Annotated in this window: 39 protein-coding genes; 30 read left to right on the top strand and 9 right to left on the bottom strand. The window is 58.0% G+C overall.

Features of this window, described 5'->3' with window-relative positions; all coding sequences use genetic code 11:
- Positions 1-40: 40 nt before the first annotated feature.
- The 5 genes from QYQ99_RS27280 to QYQ99_RS27260 all read right to left on the bottom strand — a co-directional run bounded on the left by QYQ99_RS27280 (position 41) and on the right by QYQ99_RS27260 (position 3,978).
- Positions 41-1,942, bottom strand: coding sequence for a YqaJ viral recombinase family protein (locus QYQ99_RS27280; protein ID WP_302090835.1), 1,902 nt, complete (start codon positions 1,940-1,942; stop codon positions 41-43).
- A complete protein-coding gene (locus QYQ99_RS27275) occupies positions 1,939-3,006 on the bottom strand; it encodes a RecT family recombinase (RefSeq protein WP_302090834.1) in 1,068 nt (355 codons plus the stop codon). The genes QYQ99_RS27280 and QYQ99_RS27275 overlap by 4 nt, the downstream gene beginning before the upstream one ends.
- A gap of 7 nt (positions 3,007-3,013) precedes the next feature.
- Complete coding sequence (locus QYQ99_RS27270) at positions 3,014-3,205, bottom strand: hypothetical protein (protein ID WP_302090833.1); 192 nt, start codon at positions 3,203-3,205, stop codon at positions 3,014-3,016.
- A gap of 162 nt (positions 3,206-3,367) precedes the next feature.
- Complete coding sequence (locus QYQ99_RS27265; protein WP_302090832.1) at positions 3,368-3,625, bottom strand: hypothetical protein; 258 nt, start codon at positions 3,623-3,625, stop codon at positions 3,368-3,370.
- The gene (locus QYQ99_RS27260; protein ID WP_302090831.1) at positions 3,622-3,978 is read right to left on the bottom strand and encodes a hypothetical protein; all 357 of its coding nucleotides are present in this window, start codon (positions 3,976-3,978) and stop codon (positions 3,622-3,624) included. Before QYQ99_RS27260 ends, QYQ99_RS27265 begins: the two co-directional genes overlap by 4 nt.
- Positions 3,979-4,215: 237 nt before the next feature.
- On the opposite strand from QYQ99_RS27260, the gene QYQ99_RS27255 reads away from it, so the two are divergent.
- The 3 genes from QYQ99_RS27255 to QYQ99_RS27245 all read left to right on the top strand — a co-directional run bounded on the left by QYQ99_RS27255 (position 4,216) and on the right by QYQ99_RS27245 (position 5,560).
- Positions 4,216-4,500, top strand: coding sequence for a type II toxin-antitoxin system HicB family antitoxin (locus QYQ99_RS27255; RefSeq protein ID WP_302090830.1), 285 nt, complete (start codon positions 4,216-4,218; stop codon positions 4,498-4,500).
- A complete protein-coding gene (locus tag QYQ99_RS27250) occupies positions 4,497-4,685 on the top strand; it encodes a type II toxin-antitoxin system HicA family toxin (RefSeq protein ID WP_302090829.1) in 189 nt (62 codons plus the stop codon). Before QYQ99_RS27255 ends, QYQ99_RS27250 begins: the two co-directional genes overlap by 4 nt.
- A 458-nt stretch (positions 4,686-5,143) precedes the next feature.
- Complete coding sequence (locus QYQ99_RS27245) at positions 5,144-5,560, top strand: hypothetical protein (RefSeq protein WP_302090828.1); 417 nt, start codon at positions 5,144-5,146, stop codon at positions 5,558-5,560.
- Between the two features lie 514 nt (positions 5,561-6,074).
- Here the strand turns inward: QYQ99_RS27245 and QYQ99_RS27240 are convergent.
- Entirely contained in the window at positions 6,075-6,686 is a 612-nt protein-coding gene (locus QYQ99_RS27240; protein ID WP_302090827.1) for a hypothetical protein, read from the bottom strand.
- Between the two features lie 44 nt (positions 6,687-6,730).
- Complete coding sequence (locus tag QYQ99_RS27235) at positions 6,731-7,459, bottom strand: S24 family peptidase (protein ID WP_302090826.1); 729 nt, start codon at positions 7,457-7,459, stop codon at positions 6,731-6,733.
- A gap of 83 nt (positions 7,460-7,542) precedes the next feature.
- On the opposite strand from QYQ99_RS27235, the gene QYQ99_RS27230 reads away from it, so the two are divergent.
- Positions 7,543-7,815 (top strand): transcriptional regulator, encoded by a 273-nt coding sequence (locus QYQ99_RS27230; RefSeq protein WP_302090825.1) that lies wholly within the window; start codon positions 7,543-7,545, stop codon positions 7,813-7,815.
- 110 nt (positions 7,816-7,925) lie between these two features.
- Here the strand turns inward: QYQ99_RS27230 and QYQ99_RS27225 are convergent, their stop codons facing one another.
- A complete protein-coding gene (locus QYQ99_RS27225; RefSeq protein ID WP_302090824.1) occupies positions 7,926-8,111 on the bottom strand; it encodes a hypothetical protein in 186 nt (61 codons plus the stop codon).
- 156 nt (positions 8,112-8,267) lie between these two features.
- Between QYQ99_RS27225 and QYQ99_RS27220 the strand changes: the two genes are divergently transcribed.
- The 13 genes from QYQ99_RS27220 to QYQ99_RS27160 all read left to right on the top strand — a co-directional run bounded on the left by QYQ99_RS27220 (position 8,268) and on the right by QYQ99_RS27160 (position 18,648).
- Positions 8,268-8,777 carry a phage regulatory CII family protein gene (locus tag QYQ99_RS27220; RefSeq protein ID WP_302090823.1) on the top strand — a complete coding sequence of 170 codons (510 nt, stop codon included), beginning with the start codon at positions 8,268-8,270 and terminating at the stop codon, positions 8,775-8,777.
- Complete coding sequence (locus QYQ99_RS27215; protein ID WP_302090822.1) at positions 8,770-9,708, top strand: hypothetical protein; 939 nt, start codon at positions 8,770-8,772, stop codon at positions 9,706-9,708. Before QYQ99_RS27220 ends, QYQ99_RS27215 begins: the two co-directional genes overlap by 8 nt.
- Entirely contained in the window at positions 9,695-11,077 is a 1,383-nt protein-coding gene (locus QYQ99_RS27210; RefSeq protein WP_302090821.1) for a replicative DNA helicase, read from the top strand. The genes QYQ99_RS27215 and QYQ99_RS27210 overlap by 14 nt, the downstream gene beginning before the upstream one ends.
- A gap of 17 nt (positions 11,078-11,094) precedes the next feature.
- Positions 11,095-11,688 carry a hypothetical protein gene (locus QYQ99_RS27205; RefSeq protein ID WP_302090820.1) on the top strand — a complete coding sequence of 198 codons (594 nt, stop codon included), beginning with the start codon at positions 11,095-11,097 and terminating at the stop codon, positions 11,686-11,688.
- Positions 11,685-12,164: a RusA family crossover junction endodeoxyribonuclease gene (locus QYQ99_RS27200; RefSeq protein WP_302090819.1), complete on the top strand. Its 480-nt coding sequence runs from the start codon at positions 11,685-11,687 to the stop codon at positions 12,162-12,164. The genes QYQ99_RS27205 and QYQ99_RS27200 overlap by 4 nt, the downstream gene beginning before the upstream one ends.
- Positions 12,161-12,634, top strand: coding sequence for a DUF1367 family protein (locus QYQ99_RS27195; RefSeq protein WP_302090818.1), 474 nt, complete (start codon positions 12,161-12,163; stop codon positions 12,632-12,634). Before QYQ99_RS27200 ends, QYQ99_RS27195 begins: the two co-directional genes overlap by 4 nt.
- A 45-nt stretch (positions 12,635-12,679) precedes the next feature.
- Complete coding sequence (locus QYQ99_RS27190) at positions 12,680-13,084, top strand: hypothetical protein (RefSeq protein WP_302090817.1); 405 nt, start codon at positions 12,680-12,682, stop codon at positions 13,082-13,084.
- Positions 13,063-13,716 (top strand): putative metallopeptidase, encoded by a 654-nt coding sequence (locus QYQ99_RS27185; protein ID WP_437439055.1) that lies wholly within the window; start codon positions 13,063-13,065, stop codon positions 13,714-13,716. Before QYQ99_RS27190 ends, QYQ99_RS27185 begins: the two co-directional genes overlap by 22 nt.
- 20 nt (positions 13,717-13,736) lie before the next feature.
- Positions 13,737-14,195, top strand: coding sequence for a DUF2280 domain-containing protein (locus tag QYQ99_RS27180; RefSeq protein WP_302090816.1), 459 nt, complete (start codon positions 13,737-13,739; stop codon positions 14,193-14,195).
- 94 nt (positions 14,196-14,289) lie between these two features.
- Positions 14,290-15,414 carry a PBSX family phage terminase large subunit gene (locus tag QYQ99_RS27175; RefSeq protein WP_302090815.1) on the top strand — a complete coding sequence of 375 codons (1,125 nt, stop codon included), beginning with the start codon at positions 14,290-14,292 and terminating at the stop codon, positions 15,412-15,414.
- Positions 15,415-15,423: 9 nt separating this feature from the next.
- Entirely contained in the window at positions 15,424-16,341 is a 918-nt protein-coding gene (locus tag QYQ99_RS27170; RefSeq protein ID WP_302090814.1) for a hypothetical protein, read from the top strand.
- Between the two features lie 17 nt (positions 16,342-16,358).
- The gene (locus QYQ99_RS27165) at positions 16,359-17,741 is read left to right on the top strand and encodes an anti-CBASS protein Acb1 family protein (protein ID WP_302090813.1); all 1,383 of its coding nucleotides are present in this window, start codon (positions 16,359-16,361) and stop codon (positions 17,739-17,741) included.
- Positions 17,707-18,648 (top strand): phage minor head protein, encoded by a 942-nt coding sequence (locus QYQ99_RS27160; protein WP_302090812.1) that lies wholly within the window; start codon positions 17,707-17,709, stop codon positions 18,646-18,648. Before QYQ99_RS27165 ends, QYQ99_RS27160 begins: the two co-directional genes overlap by 35 nt.
- On the opposite strand, the gene QYQ99_RS27155 is transcribed toward QYQ99_RS27160, so the two are convergent.
- A complete protein-coding gene (locus QYQ99_RS27155; protein WP_302090811.1) occupies positions 18,628-19,302 on the bottom strand; it encodes a hypothetical protein in 675 nt (224 codons plus the stop codon). The genes QYQ99_RS27160 and QYQ99_RS27155 overlap by 21 nt on opposite strands.
- Before the next feature lie 77 nt (positions 19,303-19,379).
- On the opposite strand from QYQ99_RS27155, the gene QYQ99_RS27150 reads away from it, so the two are divergent.
- The 13 genes from QYQ99_RS27150 (at position 19,380) to QYQ99_RS27090 (ending at position 26,730) form a co-directional block, all read left to right on the top strand.
- Entirely contained in the window at positions 19,380-20,675 is a 1,296-nt protein-coding gene (locus QYQ99_RS27150; protein WP_302090810.1) for a hypothetical protein, read from the top strand.
- A 3-nt stretch (positions 20,676-20,678) separates the two neighbouring features.
- Positions 20,679-21,143, top strand: coding sequence for a hypothetical protein (locus QYQ99_RS27145; protein WP_302090809.1), 465 nt, complete (start codon positions 20,679-20,681; stop codon positions 21,141-21,143).
- A 28-nt stretch (positions 21,144-21,171) separates the two neighbouring features.
- On the top strand, positions 21,172-22,188 hold the full coding sequence (locus tag QYQ99_RS27140; RefSeq protein WP_302090808.1) for a major capsid protein: 1,017 nt from the start codon (positions 21,172-21,174) through the stop codon (positions 22,186-22,188).
- Positions 22,189-22,194: 6 nt separating this feature from the next.
- A complete protein-coding gene (locus QYQ99_RS27135) occupies positions 22,195-22,668 on the top strand; it encodes a hypothetical protein (RefSeq protein WP_302090807.1) in 474 nt (157 codons plus the stop codon).
- Positions 22,665-23,036 carry a DUF7370 family protein gene (locus tag QYQ99_RS27130; protein WP_302090806.1) on the top strand — a complete coding sequence of 124 codons (372 nt, stop codon included), beginning with the start codon at positions 22,665-22,667 and terminating at the stop codon, positions 23,034-23,036. The genes QYQ99_RS27135 and QYQ99_RS27130 overlap by 4 nt, the downstream gene beginning before the upstream one ends.
- A 39-nt stretch (positions 23,037-23,075) precedes the next feature.
- Positions 23,076-23,435, top strand: a complete 360-nt coding sequence (locus QYQ99_RS27125; RefSeq protein WP_302090805.1) for a hypothetical protein — start codon at positions 23,076-23,078, stop codon at positions 23,433-23,435.
- Positions 23,386-23,943 carry an HNH endonuclease signature motif containing protein gene (locus tag QYQ99_RS27120; RefSeq protein WP_367882834.1) on the top strand — a complete coding sequence of 186 codons (558 nt, stop codon included), beginning with the start codon at positions 23,386-23,388 and terminating at the stop codon, positions 23,941-23,943. The genes QYQ99_RS27125 and QYQ99_RS27120 overlap by 50 nt, the downstream gene beginning before the upstream one ends.
- The gene (locus tag QYQ99_RS27115) at positions 23,940-24,290 is read left to right on the top strand and encodes a hypothetical protein (RefSeq protein WP_302090804.1); all 351 of its coding nucleotides are present in this window, start codon (positions 23,940-23,942) and stop codon (positions 24,288-24,290) included. Before QYQ99_RS27120 ends, QYQ99_RS27115 begins: the two co-directional genes overlap by 4 nt.
- Positions 24,287-24,637 (top strand): phage tail termination protein, encoded by a 351-nt coding sequence (locus QYQ99_RS27110; RefSeq protein WP_302090803.1) that lies wholly within the window; start codon positions 24,287-24,289, stop codon positions 24,635-24,637. The genes QYQ99_RS27115 and QYQ99_RS27110 overlap by 4 nt, the downstream gene beginning before the upstream one ends.
- 12 nt (positions 24,638-24,649) lie before the next feature.
- Complete coding sequence (locus QYQ99_RS27105; RefSeq protein WP_302090802.1) at positions 24,650-25,117, top strand: phage tail tube protein; 468 nt, start codon at positions 24,650-24,652, stop codon at positions 25,115-25,117.
- Entirely contained in the window at positions 25,117-25,650 is a 534-nt protein-coding gene (locus tag QYQ99_RS27100; protein WP_302090801.1) for a DUF6246 family protein, read from the top strand. The genes QYQ99_RS27105 and QYQ99_RS27100 overlap by 1 nt, the downstream gene beginning before the upstream one ends.
- A gap of 73 nt (positions 25,651-25,723) precedes the next feature.
- Entirely contained in the window at positions 25,724-26,278 is a 555-nt protein-coding gene (locus QYQ99_RS27095; protein ID WP_302090800.1) for a UDP-N-acetylglucosamine acyltransferase, read from the top strand.
- A gap of 140 nt (positions 26,279-26,418) precedes the next feature.
- Positions 26,419-26,730: a hypothetical protein gene (locus QYQ99_RS27090; RefSeq protein WP_302090799.1), complete on the top strand. Its 312-nt coding sequence runs from the start codon at positions 26,419-26,421 to the stop codon at positions 26,728-26,730.
- The last annotated feature ends 34 nt before the right edge of the window (positions 26,731-26,764 follow it).

The raw sequence follows: 26,764 nt of genomic DNA, 5'->3' as shown, positions 1-26,764 counted from the left end.
CTCCTTGGGGTGGATGCCCAGTTGGTGGCTGGGCAAGGGGTTAAACGGTGGCGGCCTGCAACTCGTCGGCCAGCTTGCGAAAGCCAAGGGACAGCAGCAGCGCAAGGCGCTTGACGTTGGCCTCGGTGATCTGCACAGCGGCGCGCTCCTTGGTGAAAGGGATGCCGTGGTGCTCCAAAGTTGCTGCACTGATCTTGCCTAGACCGGCGGCCTCCAGTCGCGTGTTGACCTGGCCCATCGTCATGACCGTGCTGGTGTCAGCTGCTGCTGCGCTGGCCTGAGCAGTGCTGATCGCCTGCTGAGCGTCGATGCCGGCAACGCTTTCTGCAGCCTGCTCTGTGACAAGGCCAGACAGGTCGGAGGCCAGTGAGGCTGCAAGGGCGCCGTCCTGCGCTGCCTGCGAGATCTCCGCCTGTACATCCTGGGCCTGTTGCAGTACCTCCTGGCGGTGCTTGGCGGCTTCAGCCTGCGCCTTTTGCTGCTCCTCTGCCCGGATACGAGCGCGATCAGCTTCAAGCTGGCGGGCCTGCTCAGCGGCTTCTGCTGCAGCTTTCGCATCGGCTTCGCGCTTGGCCTTGGCTTCCTCTTCTGCGCGGATCCGAGCACGCTCGGCTTCCAGGCGCTGGGCCTCGGCCTGTTTGAAGTCGTTGATGCGCATGGTGGCCATGGCTTTGAAAACTTCGGGCTCCTTCACTCCCATTGCTGGAAAGTCGGGAAACAGCGTGATCCAGTCCTGTCCAGTGCCATCCCCACGGAGGAAGTCTCGGTTCAGCAGCAGGGTGTTGGCAGTGGTCTGTGCCTGCAGCTTGGCATTGGTCAGAACTACGGCCACTTTGTCGCGCATGCTGTCCAACGACTTCAGGCCCTTGATCGTTTCCGCAAAGCCGCCCGCAATCCGAGGGAGCCAGTTGGCACCAAGCTGCTTGTTCAGGCTGGCAACGTGCTCGTCCAGCGCCTGCTGAGCTTCCTGGATGATGACCTGCTTGCGGACATCCTTCTCGGACTTGACACGCTTTTCCAGGTCGATGGCCTTACGGGTGGCGATCTGGTCCAGCTGCTCGAGCACGTTGAGCACGTCATCCACCGACTGCATATCGGAGCGCACCTTTTTGCCGGCCTGCTTCATCGCGCTGGAGACATCTCGCAGCCATTTCGCATCTGCGTCGGCGTCTGCGAACTGCTGGTCTGTCTCCAGCACCGCGTTGACGCTGTTGATGCGCTCCAGGACCTCGACCCTGAAGCTGTCCAAGGTGCTGGTGGTGATCTCGCCGCGGGCTTCGATGCGCAGCACCGGCAGGGCGTCGCGGATTTTGGCCTCTGGCTGGGGCTTGGGCTCTGCGGCCTGGGGCTGGTAGGCCGCCACATCCTTCTCGATCTGCTCCCAGCCGGCGATGATCTGGGCGCGCAGCTCGGCGTCGGGCTCGTACCAGCAGTGCAGGGCTTCCACGGGAAGGCCTTCGCTGGTCCATTTGCTGGCCATGAACAGGATGCGCTCGGATCCCGAGACCATGGCCTGCTGCTCCATCTGCACGCGATACTGCAGCGGCAGGTCGGCACCGGTGCAGCCGTGTGCCATGATTTCGCGCAGAGTGCTGTTGAGCGTCTTGTGCTCGAAAGCCACGTCGTTCATGAAAGTCAGGCCATCGAAGCTGGCGGAGTATTTGCCGCGGGTGCCGACACAAGGCGACAAGGGCTCACCGATGATGTCTTCTGCCAACGGGCGGGCCCAGGCTTCGAACTTGTGCCCATCATCAAAGCGGCGCTGTGTTGCCACGTCGACTTCCTCCGTGATGCCCGTAGCGAGCTCCTTGATCAGGTCTGAGCGCTTCTTGTATGAACTGCAGCCCATCATCGCCGGCGCATCACTCGCGTTGAAGTGGTTACGGCGGTGGGCATGCCATTTGGGGCTGCCCTGCACGAGGTTCACGATTTGCATGGTCATGGCTTTTCCAGTTCTGCCGCACGGGCATCAAAATGGTCGGTGAGGGTTGCTTGCAGCGAGGGTTCGGCCACAGCCTCAATCAGGCTGCCGAGCTCGTAGAGCTTTTCCAGGTCGGAACAGGCCTTGATGTCGGCTTCCAGCTTCACAGGGTCAACGACGGGTGCACCTTCTTGGGGATCTGAAGCGGGTGTTGCAGCGGCTTGAGTCCGCGCTTTGGCCTTGGTGCGCAGCTCCTTTTCCTGTTCGGCTGTGACTATGCCTTTTGCACCAAGCCAAGCCAGTGCATCTGCGACCGTCTTGCCGCCCTGGATACCAGTCAGGATGCTGGGCAGTTGTTTGGCCCACTTGTCATTGGGCCAGACTGGTAACGTGGCACGCTCAGGCTCAACCACCACGGCATCGCCCATGTGGATCTCTTGCGGTTCCTGCAGCTCGTCCGCTGAATAGACACCCAGGATCACGTCTGGAGCGAAAAGGCGTGCCCAGCGCTTTTGTGCGAGGTATGCCAATTGCTGCTTCGGGTCATCGGCCCACAGAGTGGAGTTGCGAGTGCGGGCCTGGGCCAGAAGCAGCTCAAGAGTGCGTGGGTTTTCTTCCCCCTTGAGGGTCGCCCATACACGGACCCCGCAGCCTTCCTCGTCGGCGAAGGTCCAGCCGGGCACTCGGTATTCGCCTTTTTCGCCACGCTTGACGGCGAACTTGCCGATTACCTTGTCCCAAGGGCCGTACCAGTCGAACTGGAATCGGCTTGTGACGAGGCCGCTGTTGTTGATGACGGCGGCCACCAGCTGTGCCTCATAGCCCAAGGTGCCGTTCACGAGGTGAGTCTTCTGGGCCACCGCGAAGGGGTTCATTCCCCATTGCATGGACTGCAGCGAGATGGCGAAGCAATCACCTTTGCTGCCGCGCAGGTGCTGGGGGACCGTAGTTTTGCCGCTGGCCATGATGTCGGCGATGCGCTCCAAGCGGTCCATGGCGTCCATGTCCATAAGCAGGGCGCCAGCGCTTGCTGTAGAAACGGCAGGCGCGCTGCCGGTGCTGGTTTGAGTAGTTACTGCATTCATCTGGTCCTCACTTCTTTTGAGCCTGGAACTGATCACGGGTCAGCTGCTGCACAGCAGCCTGTCCGCCTGCCTTCGCGACGTCATCGCGGCGCGCGGCCATGAATCGGTCGGCGTCCCAGACGCGGTGCTCTTGCACATAGGAAGATCCGTCTTTGCTGGTGTGACGGACGTAAATTTCATGGGGAGCAGACATGCTCATGAAAACCTCACTTGGGTGATAAAGGCGAGAAGGGCGGCAGCGCTGCTGGCCACCCACAAAAGAAAAGCCCGGGCGGTGCCGGGCTCGTGATCAGGTTTGTTCATGGTTTCCAGGCCAGGGCGGCAAAGGTGGGAACGATGAGCAGGAGAGCAAACGCTTCGTTCATGGGCGCTCCTTCAAACATTGAACGGTCTGCGCATCGAGCCATTCGGCGTGCATGCCTGGGCAGAGCCACGCGCCGGCAGCGGCACGCTTGAGGTCGGCGGCTGTAGTGGTGATCGGTGCATCGGCCGCCTGGGCGCTGCACCCGGCCAGCCCGGTACACAGCACGATCAGCAGCAGGGCCAGAAACAGCAAAGCCCGCGTTGGTGCGGGCTTCTTGCGGCGGGGGATACGCTGGAGTTGAATCGGTGGGCTCATTGCAGCGACTCCATGTGTTCGTGGTAAATGTCACGGGCCAGCTTGTTGCCGAACCATGTCGCCATGCACTGGCGCAGCTTCAGCGCATGCGGGCCGGTCAGCAGCTCAACATAGGCGTTGAGCGTGTCGTCATCCGTAGCCACGGCGTCTTGCAGCACCTCGTCTGGGGCCCATCCGCGGCCGGCGGACAGCAGATTCGAGTTGAACCAGTCGCCGGGCTTGGTGATCTTCTGGAGTGCAGCAAGGATGATCAGCGGCGCCTGGCGCTCTGCTTCCTGTTGCAGCTCATCAGCCGCCTCTTGCTCATTTGCGTGCCGTTCGGCATCGGCATGGGGGTTGACGCTCATCAGCATGATGGCCTCCGTAATAAAAAAGCCAGCACGAGGCTGGCGAACTCACGGCGAAGTGAGGGGCGTAGGTAGATGGCATTGCTAAGGCCATATGTGAAAGGCGCACATGCGCTGCGTGCGGGGGAACTCGTTACATTTCTAAATCTCTGAAAATGGCTGCAATCCCTACAGCCGTAACGCTTTGCTTGGGGTTAGGATTTGCAAATCTGATACAGTTCGGCCGATAAAAAGGAGTTCTGCATGTTCATGAAAGGCTACCGCGTAGGCTGGCCGCTTTGGAAGGTGCTGGCCAAACAGGGCGTACTTCTACGCTTCAAGGTCAACGTACATTTCGATGAAGAATCGAAAACATTCTGGGCAAACAGCCCAGACATCGATGGTTTGACGGTCGCAGCCGACAACCTCGAAGAGCTTCGCAATGAGGCTTTTACTGCCGCGAAGGATCTACTTGATCTGGAGCTGAATGCCCACAACGTCCATGTGCGCCCACAGATGCGCATTGAGGATACTCACGCCTGCGCATGAACGGTTTTTACAAGCTGGTCATCGCTCAGCTAAAAGCCAATGGATACTACTTTCTTAGGCAGGGCAGCGGATCACACGAGATCTGGACCAATGGTGTGCGCAATCAGACCGTGTCAAAAAACATGCCAGCGAAGCCAATGGCTAACGAAATCATGAAGCAAGCAGGCATTAACCACCGCTTCTAAAGCGCCTCATCCAGCCAAAGCCCGCCCTGTGCGGGCTTTTTGTTGTTCTGCTCAAGCTGTGGCTCGTTGGATAAAGGCGCAAGGTCGGGATAACGAGGCAAAAAAAGCGACCCTTCCAGAATTGCTTGCTTATCATGAGTTACTTATTTCAGGAGCGCCCCATGAGCAAAGAGCCATGCAGCCAATGCGAGGCAATTGAGCAGAGTCCCACTCAGGATTGGGAGTCTGTGATGCTTGGTGGCAGGATAACGCGCGAGCCTATCGGGCAGCGGCACCAAGTTTGGGAGTGCCCGGTGTGTGGAGAGCCGTGGACGAGCATTACAAATACGGGTACAGGTGCTGTGCAATGGCGGCGATCCACAGGCTCTTAAATCGCATGTTGAAACCAATGCACCAAAGACTCGGGGGCTACAGGTTACGTTACGATTGATTACATCAACAGCAACACCCAATGAAAAATGACCCCGACGGAAATCGCTATAGCAGCTATCAATCCCACAGGCTTCCTAGTGCAAAAGTTGGCAGAAAGGATCTGGACAGAGGATTCACCTGAGAAGAAGGTTCACGATCTCTCAATAGAGAAGCTTGCGGAGGAGGCGCGTCGTCAAGAGATTGCTATGGAAATGGAGGCGGCACGCGCAAAGGTTGCGCAAGAGCTTGCCATCGCCAGGCGCATCGAGCTCGCTGAGGAGGTCGAGATCGAGGAGTTTTATGACGTGTCTGGAGAAGGTGCAGCTGGGCTGAAAGCAGATACAGTGGCTAAAACTATTGCTGTGGGGCTTTCTGGCTCTGGGAAGCGAGTAACGAAGCGCATCTATAAATTTCGTGGATTCGGTGCACTGCAGGAAGCCTCTGTGGAAACTGATCCTCAGTGAATTGATCTTCATCACCACAAATACAGCCCGCCGAAAGCGGGCTTTTTGTTGTCAGTTCCAAACCGAAGCACTCTCATCGAAAGCGCTCTGGTTTTCGTCCTGGCTCTTCCCGGTCTCCCGGCTCCAGGACTCACATGCCCGTTCCTTGTCGGTGCAGAGGGGCAGCACCTTCATGGCTCCACAGCAGCGGGCATTCGCCTTCTTCTGCCTTCCCATCTTTCGACGCCGGTTGACCATCTGGCCGGTGTCTCTGCTTCGCCTTGCAGCTTGGCTTCGATGAGTCAATATTACCCATGGGTAATCATAAATGCAATACCTCTGGGTAATTTATTTGTGGATTGTTAGGTAATGATCAGTGCTGACCAGGCAGCACAGTTGCAAAAAAGCCCGCCAAAGCGGGCCGATCAGAGTGGCAAGTCAGATGTTGTTACGTGTCACTGTCAATGCGAAAGTGACAGTGGTGAGGCTGTTGTTTGATAGATGCTTCGATCTTGGTAAGGCTAACCATGCCCTTCTAGTACCCTCCAAATACGAAGACGCTCACTGTGGGGGTGGTAGAGGAGGGGTATTCTTTTCTCCACTTATTGTCGTGATACAGACTGTATTCCCAGACCTCTGAAACTCTCCAGCCATCTTGGCCACGCTCAAGAACGTAGCGGAAGCGGTTCCCTTGCTCCCTACGATCTCTGTCACTCTTCGTCACCTCAGCACCTTCGGGGATCGGCGTAGAGTTTTTAATGACTGCGTGGATGACTGCTCTTGTCTCGGTCTCAACCTTTGCCTCGGCAATTTCCCTATCAAACGTCTGTACTTCGTGGTTTCTCTGCCGGCTTGAAATCTCAGGTGAAGTCACTTTTGAGTAGGTTTCATCCATCAGCTTGGTTTGCTTGGATTGCAGGATGTCCTTGTGCTGCCTGGCCGTGAGTTGCCTCTTCCAATCCACCACAGCCCAATAGGATTTCAGTGCTTTGTCGGGTGAGCTGATGTCGATCACTGGTGGGGCCTCAGACATCGACTCCTTCGATGCAGCATTTGCACCTATCTGTTCGTTCTTTTGCGGGCCGTCTTCGCTGATGCAAGCCGATAAAGAAACGCAGGCTGCCAAAAGCGCAAAATATCTCTTCATCCCTCTCTCCCTTTATTTAGCTCGTACGTTCTTCTTACTGGTGATCACGCGAAGCTGCGCAGTGACCATGCTCCTAACACCCTGCCTTGAATGTGCAGCCTGTCAGGCACCTCTCGTAGGGGAAGTTCCTCGGACTTGCGGCCATCGTTGCTTTCTATGAGCACATTGCCCGTTGCGATGGATACACTCAAACGTTTGACTCGTACTAAGTCATCGAGAGTGAGTATGTAAATCCCATCGTCTGTGAACTCTGTCGTGGGTTCTACAAACATGATGTCGCCATCTTCAATCAGGCCTGTCATGCTCCCGCCACGAGCAGTTAGCACCTTGAGATTGCGTGGGTTGGCGTTGAGCTTCAAGCGAATGTAGCTCTCAAGTACGTCCACTGGTTGGACCGCTTCAAGAAGAGGAATTCGACCTGGGCCAGCCGAAGCCTCGGCCATTACAGGCAGCCGAACATAGCCCTCCGGCGGAACATCTCGAGGAGATACAGGCACACCAACAGGGGCAGCTCCAACTTCTGTGTTGGGTTTGGGTGGAACGGTGACTAACAATTCCCGGCCATCGCCAAAAAATGACGGAAATGCTTTTGCAAGCAAGATCGCCGTATCTTCCCCGATCCGCTTAGCGCCGTTCTTGTCAGCAGGATAGAGCATCCTGGAAACATAACTGGCGTCTTTGCCGATTTGCTGAGCAATGCTTGCGATACCCCCGCGCCCCAGGCTTTCGACAAGGTTCTGAAGAGCGTTTCGGCGTTGTTCGTACATATCCATCCTTGGATTCCAGCAAACCATTACCTGTAAGTAAATGACCTGTGGGTATTGCTTCAATGGTTACCTGTAGGTAATATTGATGCATGGAAAAACTACTCGCCTTCCTCAACAGCCTGCCGAAGGCTGAGCGTCTCGAACTGGTGACGCGCTGCGAAACCTCTGAGGGATATCTCCGCAAGGCAATTAGCAAGCGCCAGAAGCTGGGAGAGAGCCTGTGCATCAACCTCGATCGTGAGTCCCGTGGCGCTGTCCGCTGCGAGGACCTGCGGCCAGATGTCGACTGGGCTTACCTCAGGTCGACGCAGGCCCCGGCTCCGGCGCAAGCACCAGCAGCGGGGGAGGTGGACCATGGCTGAGCCAAACTACCGCTGGGGAGATCCTCCTCCTGCTGCCGTTAAGTACCGCCGCCAATTGGCGCAAGAACGCCAACACAAAGCGACGGCGAATTGGCACCGGAGTCAGCGTGCTAAACAAAAACTCCAGCAGGTGGGTTACGAGATCTCCACTCGTGCTCAGCATCCTGAATTGCCTGATAGGCAGACAGCAGAGCCGACTTCATGTGCGCCTCTGTGATGTCTTCGTTTGCTTGCACGCACTTTTGCAGCGCGACGGCTGCCAGCGTGGCTGCAGCTTGTACCAGTTCTGGTTTCATGTCTGCCCCTCCTGGGGATGGTTGTGTAGGAGCTTCCATTCTGCCCCGGGAGGCGGCGGGCACCTTTTCCTCTCTTCTGGCACGTGTCTTTTTGCATGAGGCCAGTGTCTCCGGCCAACTGCAGCCGAGCAACGTCCAATTTCCGGGAGCCCGGACATGAATTCCCTTGATGCACTCAGGCGCATGGTCGCCAGTTACCCCGGCGGCCGTTCGGCGTTGGCCGCACGGATGGGTAAATCCGATGAAGTTTTGCGCAAGGAGCTGAGCGGCACTTCAGTTCATCACAAGATGGGCTTGGCCGACGCGGAAGAGATCGCGTCCATGTGCCAGGAGGTTGGTAGCCCCGAGGCGCATGCCCTGGGCACTGTCTTCTCTTTTAAGGCAGGGATGCTGGTTCTTCCAGTCATGGAGCTGGGATCTGATCGACTCTGTCTCTCTGCCACAACCGCTGATGCCGTGCGGGAAGCCGCTGATGTGCTGTTGGCTGTCACGCACTCGAAGGCGGATGGCAATGTGAGCGACAACGACAAGCGCTACGTCCTGCGCGAGCTTGGCGAAGCTCTGGTCGCGCTGCAAAAGGTTGCTGTTGCGTTGGTGGTGGAACATGCGGCCGACAACAAGGGCCGTCAGGAGCAGCAGGCCGCGGGAGGTATGCCCAATGCGTGATTACGCCAAGGTCGCTCCCAAGATGTGGCATGGCAAGACCATGAAGGCCCTTCGAAAGCATCCGGAGGGGCTTGTTGTGGCCCTGTACCTGATGACCTCCCCGAGCTCCAACATGCTCGGCCTCTTCGCGCAGCCTGTCCTGTATATGGCCTACGAAACAGGCTTGGGCGAAGAAGGGGCTAGGAAGGGGCTTCAATGCTGCATCGAAGCCGGTTATTGCTCCTATGACGAGGAGTCTGAATTCGTCTGGGTGCACGAGATGGCGAGTTACCAAATCGCCAAGGAACTCAAGGCTACAGATCTACGTTGCAAGGGCATTCAGAAGGACTACGAGACGCTTCCTGAGAACCCGTTCCTCGGTGCTTTCTTCGAACGCTATTCAGCAGCTTTCCATCTGACAAACGCAAGGGGCATAGAAGGGGCTTCACAAGGCCCTTCCAAGCCCCATCGAAGCCAAGAACAGGAGCAGGAACAGGAGAAGGAACAAGAACAGGATTCCTCCTCTTCACTTCGTTCCGAGGAGGGGGCGGCGAAATCGCCTTCTCGCTCCTCTGGCCGCAAAAAATCAGAGCAGACCACCTTGGCGACCTACCTGGCGACTTGCCGGGAGGCTGGGGTGAAGCCGTTGCCCAAGGACCATGCGATCCGAAGGTGGGCCGAAGACGCGGGAATCGGCGAAGAGATGCTGCAGGTGGCCTGGGTGTCCTTCCGTGAGCGCTACACCGAGGAAACGCAGTACCTCGCCAAGCGCTACAAGGACTGGCCTGCGACCTTTGCCAACTCGGTCAAGGACCGCTGGTTCTCGCTGTGGTTCACAAATGACGCCGGTGAGGTGCAGTGGACGTCGACCGGCTTGCAGCGCAAGGCAGTGCTCGATGCGCGCCATGCCGAGCAGCTGGCGCAGAAGGAGGTGGCCGATGCAACCGCATGACGACCACGATATCCCTGTGCTGCCTTGGTCTCCCGAGGCGGAGGCCGGTGTCCTTGGCGCCGTGATGCTCAACAACGACCTGTTCGACCAGGTCGGCGACATCCTGCTGCCCACGCACTTTTTCGACAAACGGCACGCCCGGGTCTTCGAAACGATCTCGAAGCTGTCCACGGCCTGCAAGCCTTCCGACGTGGTCAGCGTGCTGCTGGCTCTGCAGGCTGCTGGCCACGGCGATATCGACATGACGCTGCTCAACGAGCTGGCCCAGGTCCCGTATGGGCCCAGCAGCGTGCGGCGCTACGCGGAGGTTATTGCCGAGCGCTCCATGATGCGCGGGCTGATTGCAGCCGCCGGAGACGTGCGCGAGATCGCTGTGCTGCCGGGCATGGACGCCTCTGAACGATTGGACAAGGCCCAGGCTCGACTTGAATCGCTGACGGTCAGCCGTGGTGGCAAGGAGCCGGTGGCGGTGGGGTCGTTGGCGCTGTCCATGCTGGAACGGCTTCAGGCGCTGTCCGATGGCAGCATCAAGCCGGGCATCAGCACGGGCATTCCTGGTCTGGACAAACGTCTCAACGGCGGGCTGCGCGGCGGGAAGCTGATCATCGTGGCCGCACGTCCTGCAGTGGGGAAGTCATCGCTAACGCAGCAGGTCAGTATCAACCTGGCCAAGAGCGGGGTTCCTGCCGCAGTGCTGTCCCTTGAGATGCCCCAGGCGGATCTTTTAGACCGCACCACCAGCAACCTGGGCCGAGTCTTCTTGGACAACATCATCACAGGTCGACTGCACGACTCCGAGTGGGCGCGAGTCACTGAGGCCATCGAGCTGATGAACTCCTTGCCTCTGTACCTGGACGATGAGTCTGGCCTGACCCTGGCCGACATTCGCTCCAAGGCTCGCAAGCTGGTACGCCAGCACAAGATCAAGCTGCTGGTGCTGGACTACATCCAGCTGTGCGGCTCGCGTAAGGCGGACGACAAGCGTCACCACCAGATCGAGGAACTCACCCGCGGCTTGAAGTCGCTGGCCAAGGAGCTCGACATCACCATCATCGCGCTCAGCCAGCTCAACCGCCTCGTGGAAGGGCGCATCGGCGGCAAGCCCCAGCTCTCCGACCTGAAGGAATCCGGCGCGATCGAGGAAGACGCTGACGTCGTGATCCTGCTGAGCCTCAACCACATCGCGGGCCATGGCGGGAAGGTCATCGAGGCCGACTTTGCCAAGAACCGCCAGGGCCGTGTCGGGAGCGTTCCGCTGTCCTTCGACGGCGGCTATCAGCGCTGGACCGACAGCAGCGAACCCTTGTCAACGCCGAACCCTGGGCCCGGCCGCAGCCGTCGCGCCGTTCCTTACACCGAAGAAATCTGATTCAGGAGCACCAAACCATGATCACGCTCACTCTCCCGTACCCCATCAGCGCCAAATTCGGGCTGCTCACTGTTGTTTCGCGAGCCGAAAACGACCGATTTGGCCGAAGTCAGTGGAACTGCCGTTGCGAGTGCGGCAAAGAGCATGTTGCAGCTCTATTTCGAATGAAGAGTGGTCACACGAAATCCTGCGGCTGCCTGAAGGGAGCAGACGCAAAACATGGAATGCGGCATACCGCGACCTACAACACCTGGTGCGCGATGAAGCAGCGCTGCAATTACCCAGGAAGCGACGAATACTCGAACTACGGCGGGCGCGGGATCAAGGTCTGCGAACGCTGGAACGACTTCGCCACATTCTTAGCGGACATGGGTGAGAGGCCTGAAGGCCACACTATCGAACGCAAAGACACGGACGGCGACTACGAGCCAGATAACTGTGTCTGGGCAACGATGGCGCAACAGCAGCGCAATCGCCGGTCCACGATCTTGGTGGAACGCAATGGCGTGACCAAATGCGTGAAAGACTGGTGCGCAGAGTTGGGGCTGAATCCCGATGTCGTTTATGGACGCATCCGGCGCGGTGCCGCTCCTGAGGAGGCGCTGCAATGACCAACGCGGTGACCATTACGCTTCCATATCCAGTGTCGGCGAACAGGTACTGGCAAACCCGCGTCATCAGGGTGGGCCAGCAGACCCGTGCCATGACCTACGTGAGCGCCGAAGCGAAGGCCTTCAAGGATCAGGTGGGATGGCTGGCCAAGGCCGCCGGAGTCCTCAAGCCAATCCTCGGCCGCGTGGCGATCTCGTACACGCTGCACCCTCATTGCCCGCAGGACGCGCACCGCCGCATGAAGCGCGACCCCTTCACCTGGGATGACACCGTGCAGTGCATCGACCTGGACAACGCGCAGAAGGTGCTGCTGGATGCATTGAAGGGCGTAGCAATCGAGGACGACAAGTGGGTGCGCCGCATCACTGCCGAGCGCGGCATGCCGGTCGACGGCGGCAAGTTGGTGGTGACGATCACTCCGCTGCAGGCAGCGCCAGCTCAAGTGCAGGGGGACTTGCTGGGGGCGTTGGCATGAGCCGCCTCGTCATCACCAAGGGCCAGGACGGCAAGCTCTGCGGGTTGGACGCTGCTGGCCAACGGGCCTACGCCAAATGGCGCCGCACTGTCACCGAGCTGGCCCCGGGCCAGACCTTGGGCTTTTCCTTCTGGCTGCCAAGGTGCCCCGAGCATCACCGGTTTTTCTTCTTGCGCATCAACCGCCTGCTCGAGCGCACCGAGGCATTTGACGACGCCACCAAGCTGCGCCACTGGCTCCTGATCGGTGCCGGTCACTGTGACTTCGTGCCCGGAATCGACGGCCAGCCCAACGCGATCCCCAAGAGCATTGACTTTGAATCCATGGACGAAGCGGACTTCTGTGAGCTGCAGCGCTCGATTGACGCCTTCCTCTGGACTTTGCGCGCCCAGGCCATCTTGTGGCCAGCACTCGACGCGAACCAGCGCTGGGGCTGCATGGAGTCATTCATGGAGGGCTTCCAGCGTTGAGCCTGCCCATCACGCATTGCTTTCACCACCGCAGAGGGGGGACCCATGGGACGAGATGACCTGCAGTTTGACCTTTTCGACAGCAGCTCAGCCCTGGAGGAGATGCGCGCGGACGTGGCGGAGTGGGAGCTGGATCCGCCCATCGTCCATAGCATCGTCCGTGCCGGAGAGACGAGCGCACCAGAGGTGATCGGCCCTACGTCAGTGTTCGATCTAGCCACACGGCAGCTCAGGCTGCGCGCCGAGCTGTCCACGCCCGAAAAGAGCCGCAATGTGAAGGTGGTGACCCGCGCCGATGGCGTTGTGCGCTGCCAGGTGCTCAGGTTTGCGGAGACGGAAGAGGGCCAGGAGAAGGAGCGCCAGCGCAGGGCGCGGCAGATCGTACCCCGGGCGCGCAGACAGACATTCAGGATGAAGAACAGCAGGATATGGGACGACAAGCAGACATGAAGCGCCGCCGACCTATGCCGCCCCAGGGGCTGGGCGATCTCTCCGGGGAGGCTCCCCACACCTCGATCGTGCCCGCCGAAGGTCTGGGCCTGTGGGTGCAGGAAACCTTCATACGGGAGGGCGGGGCCCTTTTCAACCCCGAGCACCAGCACCTGGCCACGGCCGATCTGGAGTTTCTGTGGGCGGGCAGTGCCTTTGTGAAGCAGGGGCGCACTGTCATCGGTCAGGCCGAAGAGGTCATGTTTCGCGCGGGAGGCTGGCAGAAAGAGCGCCAGGAGCAGCAGATGCTGGAGTGGTTCGGGCACATCCCCAAGTTCCTGATCACGCTGGCGGCCGACTACTGCGCCCAGGCCAGTGATGCGGATTTCTGCGCCCTTGTGGAGCATGAGCTCTACCACGTGGGCCAGAAGAAAGACGACTTTGGCGCGCCTGCATTCACCCGGGACGGCCTGCCCAAGCTGGGAATCCGTGGGCACGACGTGGAGGAGTTCCTGGGCGTGGTGAAGCGCTACGGCGTGGGAGACCCAGGTGGCGCTCTCGCCCAGTTGGCCGGCTTGGCGCGCGGCACACCTGAGGTCAGCCGGTCAGCGGTCGCTGGCGCATGTGGAACCTGCCTGCTCAAGGCAGCTTAGAAAGACTGGCGGCATACGAAATGGCAGTTCTCAAGGACCCCGTAAAACTATCTATCGTGCAGGCGCTGGCTTGCTTCGACACTCCCACGCAGGTGGCCGACCACGTAAAACAAGAGTTCGGCCTTGTGATCACACGCCAGCAGGTGGCGATGTACGACCCTACCAAGGCCTCGGGCCATAACCTGAGCAAGAAGTTGCGCGAGATCTTCGAAGCTACGCGCGCGAAGTTTCTCGAGGACATCTCGACCATTCCTATTGCCCAGCAGGCCTACCGTCTGCGGGTGCTGCAGCGAAATCTCGAACGGGCCGACAGCCGCGGCAACGCGGCCATGGTCTCGACCTTGCTGGAACAGGCCGCCAAGGAGCTGGGCGGAGCCTTTACGAACAAGCGGGAAGTGACCGGTAAGGACGGCGAGCCATTGCAGGCAATGCCTACGACGATTCAACTGGTGGCGCCGGATGTCGACAGCACAAATTGAACTTCCTCCGAAGCTAATCCCTGTGTTCAGCGGCCCAGCCCGATACCGAGGCGCCCATGGCGGGCGAGGTTCGGGCAAGACGCGCAGCTTTGCAATGATGACTGCCGTGCGGGCGTACATGTTTGCGGAGGCTGGTGTGTCGGGCGTGATCCTGAGCGCCCGGGAATACATGAACAGCCTAGAAGAGTCATCGATGGAGGAGATCAAGCAGGCAATCCGCTCGGTGCCATGGCTTAACTCCTACTTCGATATCGGCGAGAAGTACATCCGCACCAAGAATAGGCGGGTGTCCTATGTCTTCGCCGGTCTACGGCACAACCTGGACAGCATTAAGTCCAAGGCTCGGATCCTGATTGCCTGGGTTGATGAGGCCGAGAGCGTCAGCGAGGTGGCTTGGCAGAAGCTGACACCGACAGTGCGCGAAGCCAACTCGGAGATTTGGGTGACGTGGAATCCGGAGAAGGATGGGAGCCCCACGGATAAGCGCTATCGGAAATCACCCCCGCCAGAATCCAAGATCGTTGAACTGAACTACACCGATAACCCGTGGTTCCCTGAGGTGCTGGAACAGGAGAGGCTGACCGACAGAAGCCGCCTTGATGATCAGACCTATGCGTGGATGTGGGAAGGCGCATATCGCGAGAATAGCGAGGCACAGATACTCTCCGGCAAATATCGTGTTGCTGAGTTTGAACTGGCGGACATGTTCGATGGACCCTATTATGGGCTCGACTGGGGATTTTCTCAGGATCCTACGGCTGGTGTGCGCCTGGGCATCTATGAGCACCGCCTCTATATCGAGCACGAGGCCGGCAAGGTAGGTCTGGAAAATGACGATATTGCCAAATTCATGATTGAGCGCCTGCCGGGCATCGAGCGCAACGTCGTGCGTGCTGATTCTGCTCGTCCTGAGACCATCAGCCACGTCAAGGGCAATGGCAACGGAACCAGGTCGTGTTTGCCGCGCATTATTGCCGCACAGAAATGGCCAGGTAGCGTCGAGGACGGAATCGCTCACCTTCGCAGCTACAAGGAAATCATCATCCATCCACGCTGCGTGAAGACCCTGCAGGAAGCCCGCACGTACAGCTACAAAGTAGACAGACTGACCAAAGATGTTCTCAGCGACATCGTGGATGCAAATAACCACTATATTGATGCCACACGTTATGCGTTGGGGCCACTGATCAAGCGGGTCAGGGTTGGGTTGTTTACTTGAAAGATAGAGATGACAGGACTTGTGCTGGAATTGCAAAGGGATGCGCTGAACAAATCAGTGCACGCAGGTGATCTTTTAAGAAAGGCTTTGGTCTTATCAAGAAAGCTCAATCAAACGGACATCAGAAAATGGATTGAGTTGGAATTAAATGGATATCAGCAGCTGACTTTGGATGATATGAATGTCTATGCGCCTTATAGAGTCGTTAAAGGCGAACTTAAGTGCTTCAATCCATATCACGGCTGGATTCCAATGGATGTCACTGATCCGGACATCGCAGAGGCGATGATGACTAAATCAATTGGCCAGTCTGTTGCACAACTTGAGGATCTGCTTGCAACGACTAGCGATAGCCTTCTGATGAAATTTCCTGAGAGTGTTAAGGCAAGAATCATGAGTGGAATGAGTATTCCTTTTGAGCCTGCTGTATCGCTCCAGCGACAAACTTTGGTTGGAATTCTTGATGCTGTACGCAATAAGCTCCTGGAGTGGGCCTTGTTACTCGAAGATAGAGGAATACATGGAGAAAATATGTCGTTCTCAATAGACGAAAAGGTTGCGGCGAGCTCTATAACACATACAACTATAAATAATATAGGGACAATGAACAACTCACAGCTTCAGCAGCATTCATCTGGGACGCAGAATTTAGTAAATAAAGATGGTGTAGAGGAAGCAAAAAAAATAATTGAGGCGATATCTTCGGTGATCGAGCAGCTTGGGCTTTCGAGTGATGCAGGAAGCGAGCTACATGCAGAAATAGAAACAATCAAGAGCCAGCTCGCTTCGCCAAAGCCAAAGCAGTCCATTATCAAGGAGTGTTTGTTGAGTACTAAAACAATACTGGAAGGTGCAGCAGGAAACATTCTTGCTACTGGTATCGCAGCTCAAATTCCGGCTGCCATCGCTGCATTGGCAGCAAGCTAGCTCCCTAGCATGGGGGCATGTCAGAAATCATCACCAACTCCCTTGAGCTCTCCCGCGCTCGGCAAGAGTTCCTCGGCTCGCTGGGCCTGGATGCCAAGCGTCCCACCGCCTGGACACAATACGGTTACAGCGAGCACATCTCTTTTGAAATGCTCTATGCCGCTTACGAGCGGGGCGGCTCTGGACATGGCGCAGTCCACCGCCTGCTCGATAAGTGCTGGGAGAAGCTGCCGCGCATCAAGAAGCCCGAAAGCGACAGCGAGACGTCTTGGGAGAAGAAGGTCAAGACGCTGCTGCGCAAAGTGCGGGCCATGGCCAAGCTCAAGGACCTGGACCGGCGCAACCTGATCGGGCGCTATGCCGCTGTGATTTACCGGGTGGCAGACAGTAAGCCCTTGGAGGAGCCGTTGCAGAGAGCCACCAGCTTGGTGGATCTGATCCCGCTTTTCGAGAATCAGCTCAAGGTGACGAAGTGGCACGCCGATGAGAACGACGAGAACTTCGGCAAGCCCGCCATGTTCCAGTACCGGAAACTCTCGCCACCTGGCACGGACACTCAAGGCCGCCCAGAAGAGTGGGCAGATGTGCACCCCAGCCGAGTGCAGATCCTTGCCGAGGGCTCAGTGGGGGACTTCTTTGATGGTGTCCCCTTGCTGCGCGCCGGCTTCAATCGTTTGGTGGACTTGGACAAGATCTCCGGTGGATCTGGCGAGTCGTTTTTGAAGAATAGTGCTCGTACTTTAGTTTTTCGGTATGACACGGATGCGGGGTCTCCCCAGGCCATGTCTGGAGAAGACGGCGAGGCTACGCCATCAGTTCGTGAGGCCCACGAAGCCCAGGCACGTGCACTAAATCGAAGCGCCGATGCGGCAGTCGTCATCCAGGGAGGGGATGCAACCACCTTGCAAACTCAGATCAGCGATCCCACCGGTCCGTGGACCGTGGCCGCCAATGAGTTTGCCGCTTCGGTGCGCCTCCCATTCACCATCCTCTTCGGCCAGCAGACCGGGAGGCTGGCCAGCGATGAAGACAAGCAGGACTATGCCAACCGCTGCGCGAGCCGGCAGGAGTTCGAACTCACGCCGATGCTGGAGGAGTTCATTACTCGCATGCAGGCGGCAGGCATCATCGAGGCTGGAGATTTCGAAATCCAATGGCCGCCGGTCAATGCGCCAACGGAGAAGGACAAGGCAGAACTGCTGGGCAAGATGACGGCTGCCATGCAGCAGGCATACCAGGCGGGCTTGACCGAGCCGCTTTTCGACACGAACGAGCTGCGCGCCGTGGTGGACTATGAACAGCGCAAGGATGACGGCATGCCGACCGAGGGCGATCCTGCTCGCACTGGTGATGTAGACCCAACAGATGACCCAATCGAAAATGCGCCGGCGAGCTCCTAACCCGGCTATCCCTGGCACGCGACGGGATCGCACAGGCTCCACGCTGCTGCTCCGCAAGGCGCATGCCGCAATCAATGAGCGCTGGAAAAGGCTCACCATGGATGTGCTGGCCGCATTCGATCGCATTCCGGTCTACGCCCTGAACGATACGGGCCCGCAGGTGGCCTATGGCATCACACCAGCCATCCTTGATATCGTCCTGCTGGAGATTGCGGCCGCGCTGGATCGCTGGGTGCAAAACGGCAAGGAGCCAAAAGAGCTGTTCTGGTGGAATCCATTCGTAGAGCAGACATCGCAGCTGGGTGCACTGCAAAGCGTGACCAACCTCACCAATTTGTCTGAGGCCTATGCTGCCTCACGTTCGTTTGAGCAGGTGGTCCGCAGCGAGCCATATCTCACCCGCGTGGCGCTGGCCCGCATGAAGAGCTATGAGCACTGGACTGGCTTGCGGGCCGAGGGGCAGAGTCGACTTGCCGGCATCATTGGCCGCGCCGTGGCTGATGGCCTGAATCCGAAGGCCGCGCGCACGCTGATCGTTGACGGCCTGGGCGTGACCAGGTCCAAGGCTGCTCAATATGCGCAGACCGATATCACCGACACGTTGCGGCAGGCCCGCTGGGCTGAGTCCGAAGCTGCGCAGGTGCAGTACGGTCTGAAAATTGGGATGCTCTGGACCTCGGCACTGTTGCCTACCACCCGGGCCACGCATGCGGCGCGCAATGGGCGCGTGTACTCGACCGAAGATGTGCGCGCCTTTTACGGCAGGGATGGCAACAGATACCAGTGCCACTGCGGGCAGACGGAGTGCCTATTGGACGCAAGCGGTAAGCCTATCCTGACGGATGGGCTTAAGCGGGCAATGGAGGCTGAGCGGGTGAGTTGGGAGTCAAGCAGAGCTTCTGGCTAATACTTGTCGCAAAGCCAGTTCATGGAGCTCCTTTAATCCTTTTTCAGTTAGCGATCCGTCGCTGTTGATCATTTTCAGGTGTTCGTTGATTACGAATAACCGGGGCATTTTTCCAAAGTAACGCTCGGCAGTGAGAATTTTTGTACGGAATGCGGCCTGTGCGCGTGCGATCAAAACATCCTTATCACCAGCGTCCCACAGGGTGACAATTTGCTTGGCTCCAAGTTCTCTAACAAGGCCCATCAGCAGTTTGTGTTTGTAGCTGTGGCTTGTTGCCGGTGAATACAGGGCTTCGGACTTAGATTCACTTCCGCTTACCAGTGCATCAACCGCGGTCCGTAGGTTGGCAGCTTCTTCTACAGCAGATCGAAGTTCCTTAGCTAGTCGCTCTCGCTCATCAGGCGGAGTTTCTGGGTTGCTAAGCTCGACTTCTGCAATTGCAGCCTTCGTTTCATTAGCTTCGATTGCAGCATTGACCGATCGCATTGCAATTTCAATGTCGCCATATTTAAGTGTCTGCACTCTTCGGAGCATCCTGATTGCAATGATCAGAATTCGCAGAATGTGCTTACGATAAGCAAAAAAAAGGGTCCCAACGAGACCAGGCCATGCAAGAGCTTTCACCAGCTCTGCAATAAATGTTTTCCAATCCATAAATCCCTCCGGCGCGCATCATCGCATGGCAGCACGGCTTCCTAGCATGACTCATCAACTCAACCAGTTGATAAGCCATGTCCAAAAAGCGCATCCACATCATCAGTGCCGTCAATGCGGCCAACGTCAGCAAATCCGGCTCCACCTACACCATCCGCGACGTCTGCGGCGCTGTCGATGACATCGTCATGAACCGCCGGCTGTACCCGGCAGACCAACTGGCCGCCGGCGTAAAGAGCTTGAACGGCAAGCCAGCGCCCGCGGGCCATCCCAAAAACAGCAAGGGCCAGCACATCAGCGCTGCCAATGGTGAGGCCTTGGCCTCGGCCTGGATCGGTGCTTATTGCACCAACGCACGGCATGAGGGCGGCCGCACGCTGACCGATATCGTCGTCAATGGCGATATGGCCGGTGCAACGGAGCAGGGCAAGAAGCTGGTGGCGCGGCTTGATGCAGCCATTCAGGGCACCAATGCCGATCCCATCCATGTCAGCACGGGTCTGAACCTGATCGAAGTCGTGGCCAACGGCGAGAGCCACGGCAAGAAATACAACTCGATCGCCACGAACCTGCATTACGACCACCTTGCGATCCTGCTGGACGAGCCTGGCGCCGGCACGCCGGAGGAGGGCGTGGGCATGTTCCTCAACAGCGAGGGCGGCGAAGACGAGATCGAGACCATCAAAGTCAACCAGGACCCCGAAGACCGGCGCTATGAGGGTGCCATTGGCTGGCTGCGCAGTTTCTTCACCAACAAGGACATCAGCTTCGACCAGATCTATGACGGGCTGCGCGTTGGCCTTCCTCAAAACTCATGGATCCGCGAGGTGTTTTCCACCTATGCGGTCTGGTCGGACGAGGCCGGCAAGCTGTGGCGCCAGGACTATCACGTCGCGGAAAGTGGCTCCGTAGCATGGGTCGGACAGCCTGTTGAAGTCGTTCGGCAGGTTTCTTATGAACCGATCACGAACCATCAGGAGGTCGACATCGTGAAAGAGCAAATCATCGCCGCACTCAATGCTGCAGGCATCAAGACCGAGGGGCTGAGCGACACCCAAGTTCTCGTTGCCTACAACTCGCTGGTCAACAAGCCGGGGGAAGACAAGCTGGCCGCAGCCAACTCGCGCATTGCTGAGCTGGAGACCGCCCAGGCCGCAGCCGTGAACGCCGAGCGTTATGCCCTGGCCACCGAGCTGGCCGTCAACAGCTCCCTGACCGTCGACGACTTCAAGCTGATGCCTCTGGATCGCCTGAAGGAGCTCAAGGCCAAGGCCGCGCCCATCAGCGTGGGCAACAAGCAGACCCAGACGCAGCCCGGCGATGAGTTCAAGGACTACTCCATCAACAGCTTGATCGAAGAAGGAGCCAAGTAAGCCATGGCCAAAGCCAACCTCATTTACCGCGGCCCTCATGACCGCCACCCTCGCACGGTGTCGGACAAGCCTGTTGCGGCAGCTCTGTTGCCGGGCACCTTTGTCACCGAGGGCGCCGCCACCCTGGCCCAAGCCGTAGCTCCGGGCCCCATGGTGCGCTTGCTGGCCCACCGTGACTTCTACGCCCAGGCCGGCAGCTGGTTCAACGGTAGCGATCCGCTCAAGACCGCCTATGCCGTCAACGAGACCGGCGTGGCCTACATCTTGGAGCCGGGCCAGCAGTATCAGGCGGCTGTGGCCGCAGGCAACTACACCTTCGGCCAGCCGCTGACGGTCGGGGCCGCTGGACGCCTGACTGCCGCCGCCGCCGGCAACCTGGTTGTGGCCTTCGCTTCGGCCGCCGTCACAGGTGCCGCCGCCGGCGATCTGCTGGACATCGAGATCGCCAACTTCTACAACATGGCCTGACCGGTCAAGACTCAATAGGGAGAATCACATGCTTCGTTTGACCGATGAACAAAGCGCAGCCATCAACGGCAACCGTGCGGCGTTCAACATGCGCCAGACGGCCATGGCCGCAAACTCGGCTTTTGCCGATGGTTTCGGCGATACCATGACCGGAAACGCGGCCCAGGTGCCCCTGGATGCATGGCGCCGCATTGATAGCCGTTCCGTGCAGCTGCAGCGCGACATCCTGGTGATGTTCAACCGCTTGGCCCAGGCCAATTCCACGCCCGTGGCCATGGCTGATCTGGTTTCCTACTTCCCCAAGATCTCTGATTCGGGCGAGGTGCACGTCACCATGGACGGCCGCAGCGAAGGCCGTGCCGATCAGGCCCTGGTGCAGTACGAGGGCACACCGCTGCCCATCTTCGACAGCCAGGCCCGTTTCGGCTGGCGCCAGATGGAGGTGATGCGCCGCGGCCCTTCGGGCATCGACACGGCCACCATTTCCAACCACCAGCGCAAGGTCTCCGAGAAGCTGGAAGACGTGGTGCTCAATGGCTATGGCTCCATCAATGTGGCCGGCTCAACCATCTACGGCCTGCGCAACTTCCCGCAGCGTGCGAGCGATGTGCATGGCCTGGATCTGAAAGGAGCAACGGGTGCACAGTGGCTCAGCGTGATCGAGAAATTGGTGAATGCTCACCTGGGCGACAACGCCTACGGCCGCATCTCCATCTTCCTGAACTACAGCGACTACACCTACGCGGACATCAACGAGTTCACAGCTGGCTATCCCAAAACGATCCTGGCGCGCCTGCGTGAAGTCTCCCAGGTGGCCGAGATCGTGCCTGTGCCGCGCCTGGCTGCCAACGAGGTGATCAGCATCGCCAACATCAGCAACGGCGACTGGGGCACCATCCTGAACGGCATGCCCCTGGTCACTCGTCCCAAGGTGCGTCACAACCCCGAAGACGACTATGTGTTCGGCGTGCTGGCCGCGGCCGTCCCTCAGTTCCGCAGCGACTTCGAAGGTCGCTCGCAGATCGCCCACTTCACCAAGAGCTGATTGACCATGGCCCTCTACATCATCAAACATCTCAAGGCACCCTGGCCCAAAGGGGCCCAGGTAGGCGACATCATCGAATTCGATGAGCTGCCAGGCTGGGCTGCAGGCAAGTGCGAGCTGGGCGGCTCGCAGCCCACGGTCTTTGCCGATCAGGAAGTTTCGGACGAGGGATCTGGCGAAGCGTTGGCCCCGGCTGATCCGGAAGCGGCCAAGATTGCCGCTGCCCTTGCTGCTGCAGATGAGCAAGCTCGTCGTGAACTGAATGCCCGAGTACTCGCGGCTGAGCAGGCGCTGGCAGTGGCGAAGTCTGACCTGGAAGCCTCTCTGGCGCGTGAGGCAACGCTGCAAGGTCACCTCACGGACACGCAGAAGCTGAATGAAGCTGCTGCCGGCGAACTGGAAAAGGTGCGCGCGCAAGTCGACGACCTGCGGGCGCAGCTCACTGCAGCGAAGTCCGAAACGAAGGCAGCCAAGAAATGATCACAAGCACGCAAGCGCAGCAGTACCTGGATTCAGCCCTGGGCGTGAGCGTGCCCGTGTTTCTTTTGGAAGCTGCAGTAGCCCGTGTTGCCACAGCCGAGCAGGCGATGGTGGATGCGGGCTACGACAGCCACACTCAAATCTTGATCCAGTGCATGGCCGTGGCACTGGTGGCTTCCGCAGGCGATCCACGCCGCCTTTCTAGCCAAGGTGCTCCCTCTGGTGCTTCACGCGGCTTCAAATACAAGGATGGCGACCTCACAGCTTTGCGCCGTTCACTGGCCTCCCTGGACAAGGCTGGCACCGTGGCCGATATCGTCGGCCCAGATCCCGCAGCCTCGGCATTCATGTTAGTGGTCAACGGCTGACCAAACGCCGGCGGATCAGCGCTCCGTAGCATGGGGCGCATGTCTGCATCAGCCGCCTGGTCCTATACCGCAAAAGCCACTCATTGGGCGCTCCTTGGTCGTGACGACTGGAGCGGCCAGCTCTCTTTTTCTCCGCCTGTGCTCTTCGACTGTGACTACGAGTCGGAGGCGGTGCGTTCAGCAGACGCCGGTGGAACATCGCCCAACACAGGTGTTGAGCTGGCCCTGCGCCAGGTCATCTACACCGAACACAGCACCGTCAAGCAAGGCGATTACGTCCTGATCGGCGAGAGCACGCTGATGGACCCGCTTGCCGCTGGAGCTGCTGAGGTGCGAACGGTGGTGCGTGATGCCGACACATTTCAGAGGGAAGCAGATGACTACAGAATCCTCACGTAAACGTAAGCCACGTGTATCAATGCTCAATGCTCAGGCTCTTCGAGAGTTGTTGCGCTATGAGTCGGCAACTGGAATCTTCTATTGGAGGAATGCTGTTTGCAATAGGCCTGCAGGTGCCAAAGCCGGAACCACTGGGAAGATCGGATATGTCGATATTTGTGTGCTTAAAGAGCGACACGGCGCACACAGACTGGCTTGGCTTTACGTTTATGGCGAGTGGCCAAAACACGAGGTAGATCATGTAAATGGAGTTCGCTCAGACAACCGAATCGAGAATCTGCGCGATGTCACGCACGCGGTTAACACGCAGAACTTGCGCTCAGCACATCGGCGAAATACATCATCAGGACTTCTTGGCGTGAGGAAGGCCAAAGACAGTCATGGGTACCAAGCCAATATCCATGTAAATGGAAAAAACCATCGGATAGGGAGATTTGCGACTGCTGAAGAGGCGCATGCTGCGTACTTGGATGCAAAACGCAAACTTCATGCGGGGTGCTCATTGTGAAGAAACCTCGCATCACCAGCCGCCTGCCGCAATTTGCGGAGCAAGTCCAAGCCAAAGGGGCCCGTGGCATGACGCAGGCCTTGATCCTTGGGGCATCTGAAGCTTCTGTCCTCACCCCCATCGACACCTCAACGCTGCTCAATAGCCAATACCGCAGGGTTGAGACTGAAGCAACCAAGGTTGTCGGCCGTGTTGGCTACACGGCTGTCTACGCGGAACCAGTGCACGACCCAGATAACGTGCAGCGCTTTCGCCGCGCGTCTGCTGAGAAGGAATTCTTGGTCAAGGGATTTGAGCGAGCAGAGCCCAACATTCGTGCTGTGATTTCCGGAGCCATCAAGACATGACCGCCAGCGAATCCCTGCGGCAGATATTGCAACCGGTGCTTGCGGGCTGGCGCTTTCAGTTCGGGCGCTGGATCGATAGCGGCAAATCGGACCGCTATGCCGTTCTCAAGCCCATGGGTGGGCCTCTGGCTGGCCTGGTGCGCCAGCCTGCCTTCAGCTTGCTGTTGATCGGAGCCGGCACTGACGCGCTCACAGCGCCTGAAAGCAAAGCCCAGGATGTGATCGAGAAGCTACTTGATGAATCCGGCTCCCTAGTATTTGCACAACCGGGTGAGCCTATCTACTGGGCTACCGACGATGGCCGGCCAGTGGCCGAAATCACCATAAATACCATCATCAACCGATAGAAGGAGGTCGCCATGGGCGCTCACGTTGGACGCGACGTAAAGGTCGAATTTGCATTGAAGCCGGAGACGCTCCCCAAGCCTGCAGCCGGCGATTACGAGATCCTGGGCATGATGCGCGCCAAGAGCATCAACACCACCTGGGACACTGTGGACACCACGGCGGACAAGTCCCCCGACTTCACCAAGACCGGCTTGGTTACGTTTAAGAATGTGGAGTTCTCGGGCGACGGCGTCAGCTACGACGACGAAGTGCACAACCAAGAGCTGCTGGAAAAGCATGTCGTTTCGCCACCAGAAGAAACCGGCCGTCAGCCCAAGGTGTGGTTCAAGATCACTTACCCCAACGGCAAGGTGTACGAAGGCCCGTTCATTGTCACTTCGTGGTCGAACGATAGTCCCTATGCAAACGAAGCCACTTGGAGTATCGGCTCGCAAAGCAATGGCGAGGTGACTCTGACCCTCCCGCCTGTCGGTCCCTGATGCTGATTGAGCACGGTTACTCCAGAGTCGTGACTGCCAGCGGTCTGGAGTTCTCTTTCACACCGTCATTCGCCCAGATCGCCCAGCTCGGTCGCCCGGGCGAAATCGTTGATGCCTTTCGCGGTCTGTTCGGCGCCCGCGCACATCTCAACGCTCGTTATGTGCTCGCTGTGCTGTGTGACCAGGACGATGCAACAGCCCTGCTGGGATGGCTTGATGAGGATGGCGAGCACGAGGGGTGCATGCCTGTGCTCGAGCAGATAAGCTTGGCAGCTCATCTGATGCGCCATGGACTGGTGGGTACGGGTGGCAGTAAGGAACAGGGTTCTAGGCCTGTGACGGAATTCAACGTCGCTGAGTACGTTGCCGCCGCCCGCGTTCACCTGGGCATGGGCACTGCAGACGCCGAAGCGCTGAGCATGAGCGAGTTTCAGGCGTTGTTCGAAATGAAGTACCCGGATGCCAAGAAGAAAAAGCGGGATGTTCCCACCCGTGAGGAGTACCGGGCTGCCATGGCAGCATTTCAAAAATGAAACGTCAATGCCTTGACTCTGCATCGAGTGATTGAAACGATGAGATACTAATTGTTTCAAACAGGAGGGGCAGATGAAAAAACTACTGGCAATTATTTTTGTTGCGGCGTTGACAGGCTGTGCAGCACCACCACCACTCAATTTTTCAGTGCCAGAAGTTGGTGTCAGTAAAGCAAAAATTGATGCTGAAGTAAAAACCGTCACGGTCACACTTGCGCGCCCCGAAGAAGCAAAGGGCGAGATGCCAATGGGCATCGAGAGTGTTACAAATTTCTGGAAAGAGTCGTTGCAAGAGGCCATTGACCGTATGGCGATTTTTAAGGACGACTCCGCCAACAAGGTAAGCATTCAAGTCAAAATTTTGGCCTTCGAGACACCTGGTGCTGGTGCGTCGATGACTTCTAAGTCAATAGCACGCTATGAAATACTGAACCGTTCCAACGGTTCTATCATTTTCACACAAGATATTTCGGCCGAGGGCACTGTTCCATGGGATCATGCATTCTTGGGAATGACCAGAGCTCGAGAGTCTATTAATCGCGCAGCACAGAACAATATCAAATTGTTCTTGCAAGGGTTAGAGACGGTGGACGTCAATAAGCCGATGTTCCCTGTGGCATCAAAATGATCAGGACAGCGATAGCCGCAGTTGCGTGTACTTTCTTGCTGTTGGGCTGTGCCAACCGGATGGATCCAAGCACTTATTCAGTTGGATCCGTGGGTCAGGTGAATCGGAGCGTTGCTGGAAAAGTCATTAGTGCTAGGTCCGTGAGAATTGACGGAAATACAGGCACTGGTGGTGCTGTTGGCGGGGCGACTGGTGCTGTTGCTGGATCCGGTATCGGAGGCAGTGGAAGAGCAAATGCAGTTGGTGCAATTGGCGGAGCTGTTGTCGGGGCAATCATTGGTGCCGCAATCGAGCAAGGCTCTTCTCAACGTGATGGCATGGAGTATGTGATTGCCACTGAAAATGGCAGTTTGATGACCATTGCACAACAAGCAGATGTTCAGTTCTCGGAGGGTGACAAAGTGATCATCCTTTATGGGAGTCCATCACGTGTAATTCGTGATCCACGTTAGACAAAGCCCCTTCTATGGGGCTTTTTTATTACCC

The sequence above is a fragment of the Comamonas testosteroni genome, from assembly GCF_030505195.1.
GTDB lineage: Bacteria > Pseudomonadota > Gammaproteobacteria > Burkholderiales > Burkholderiaceae_C > Comamonas > Comamonas testosteroni_G.
Note: the sequence above shows the minus strand (reverse complement) of the source record. Positions and strands in the feature narration are given on the sequence as shown.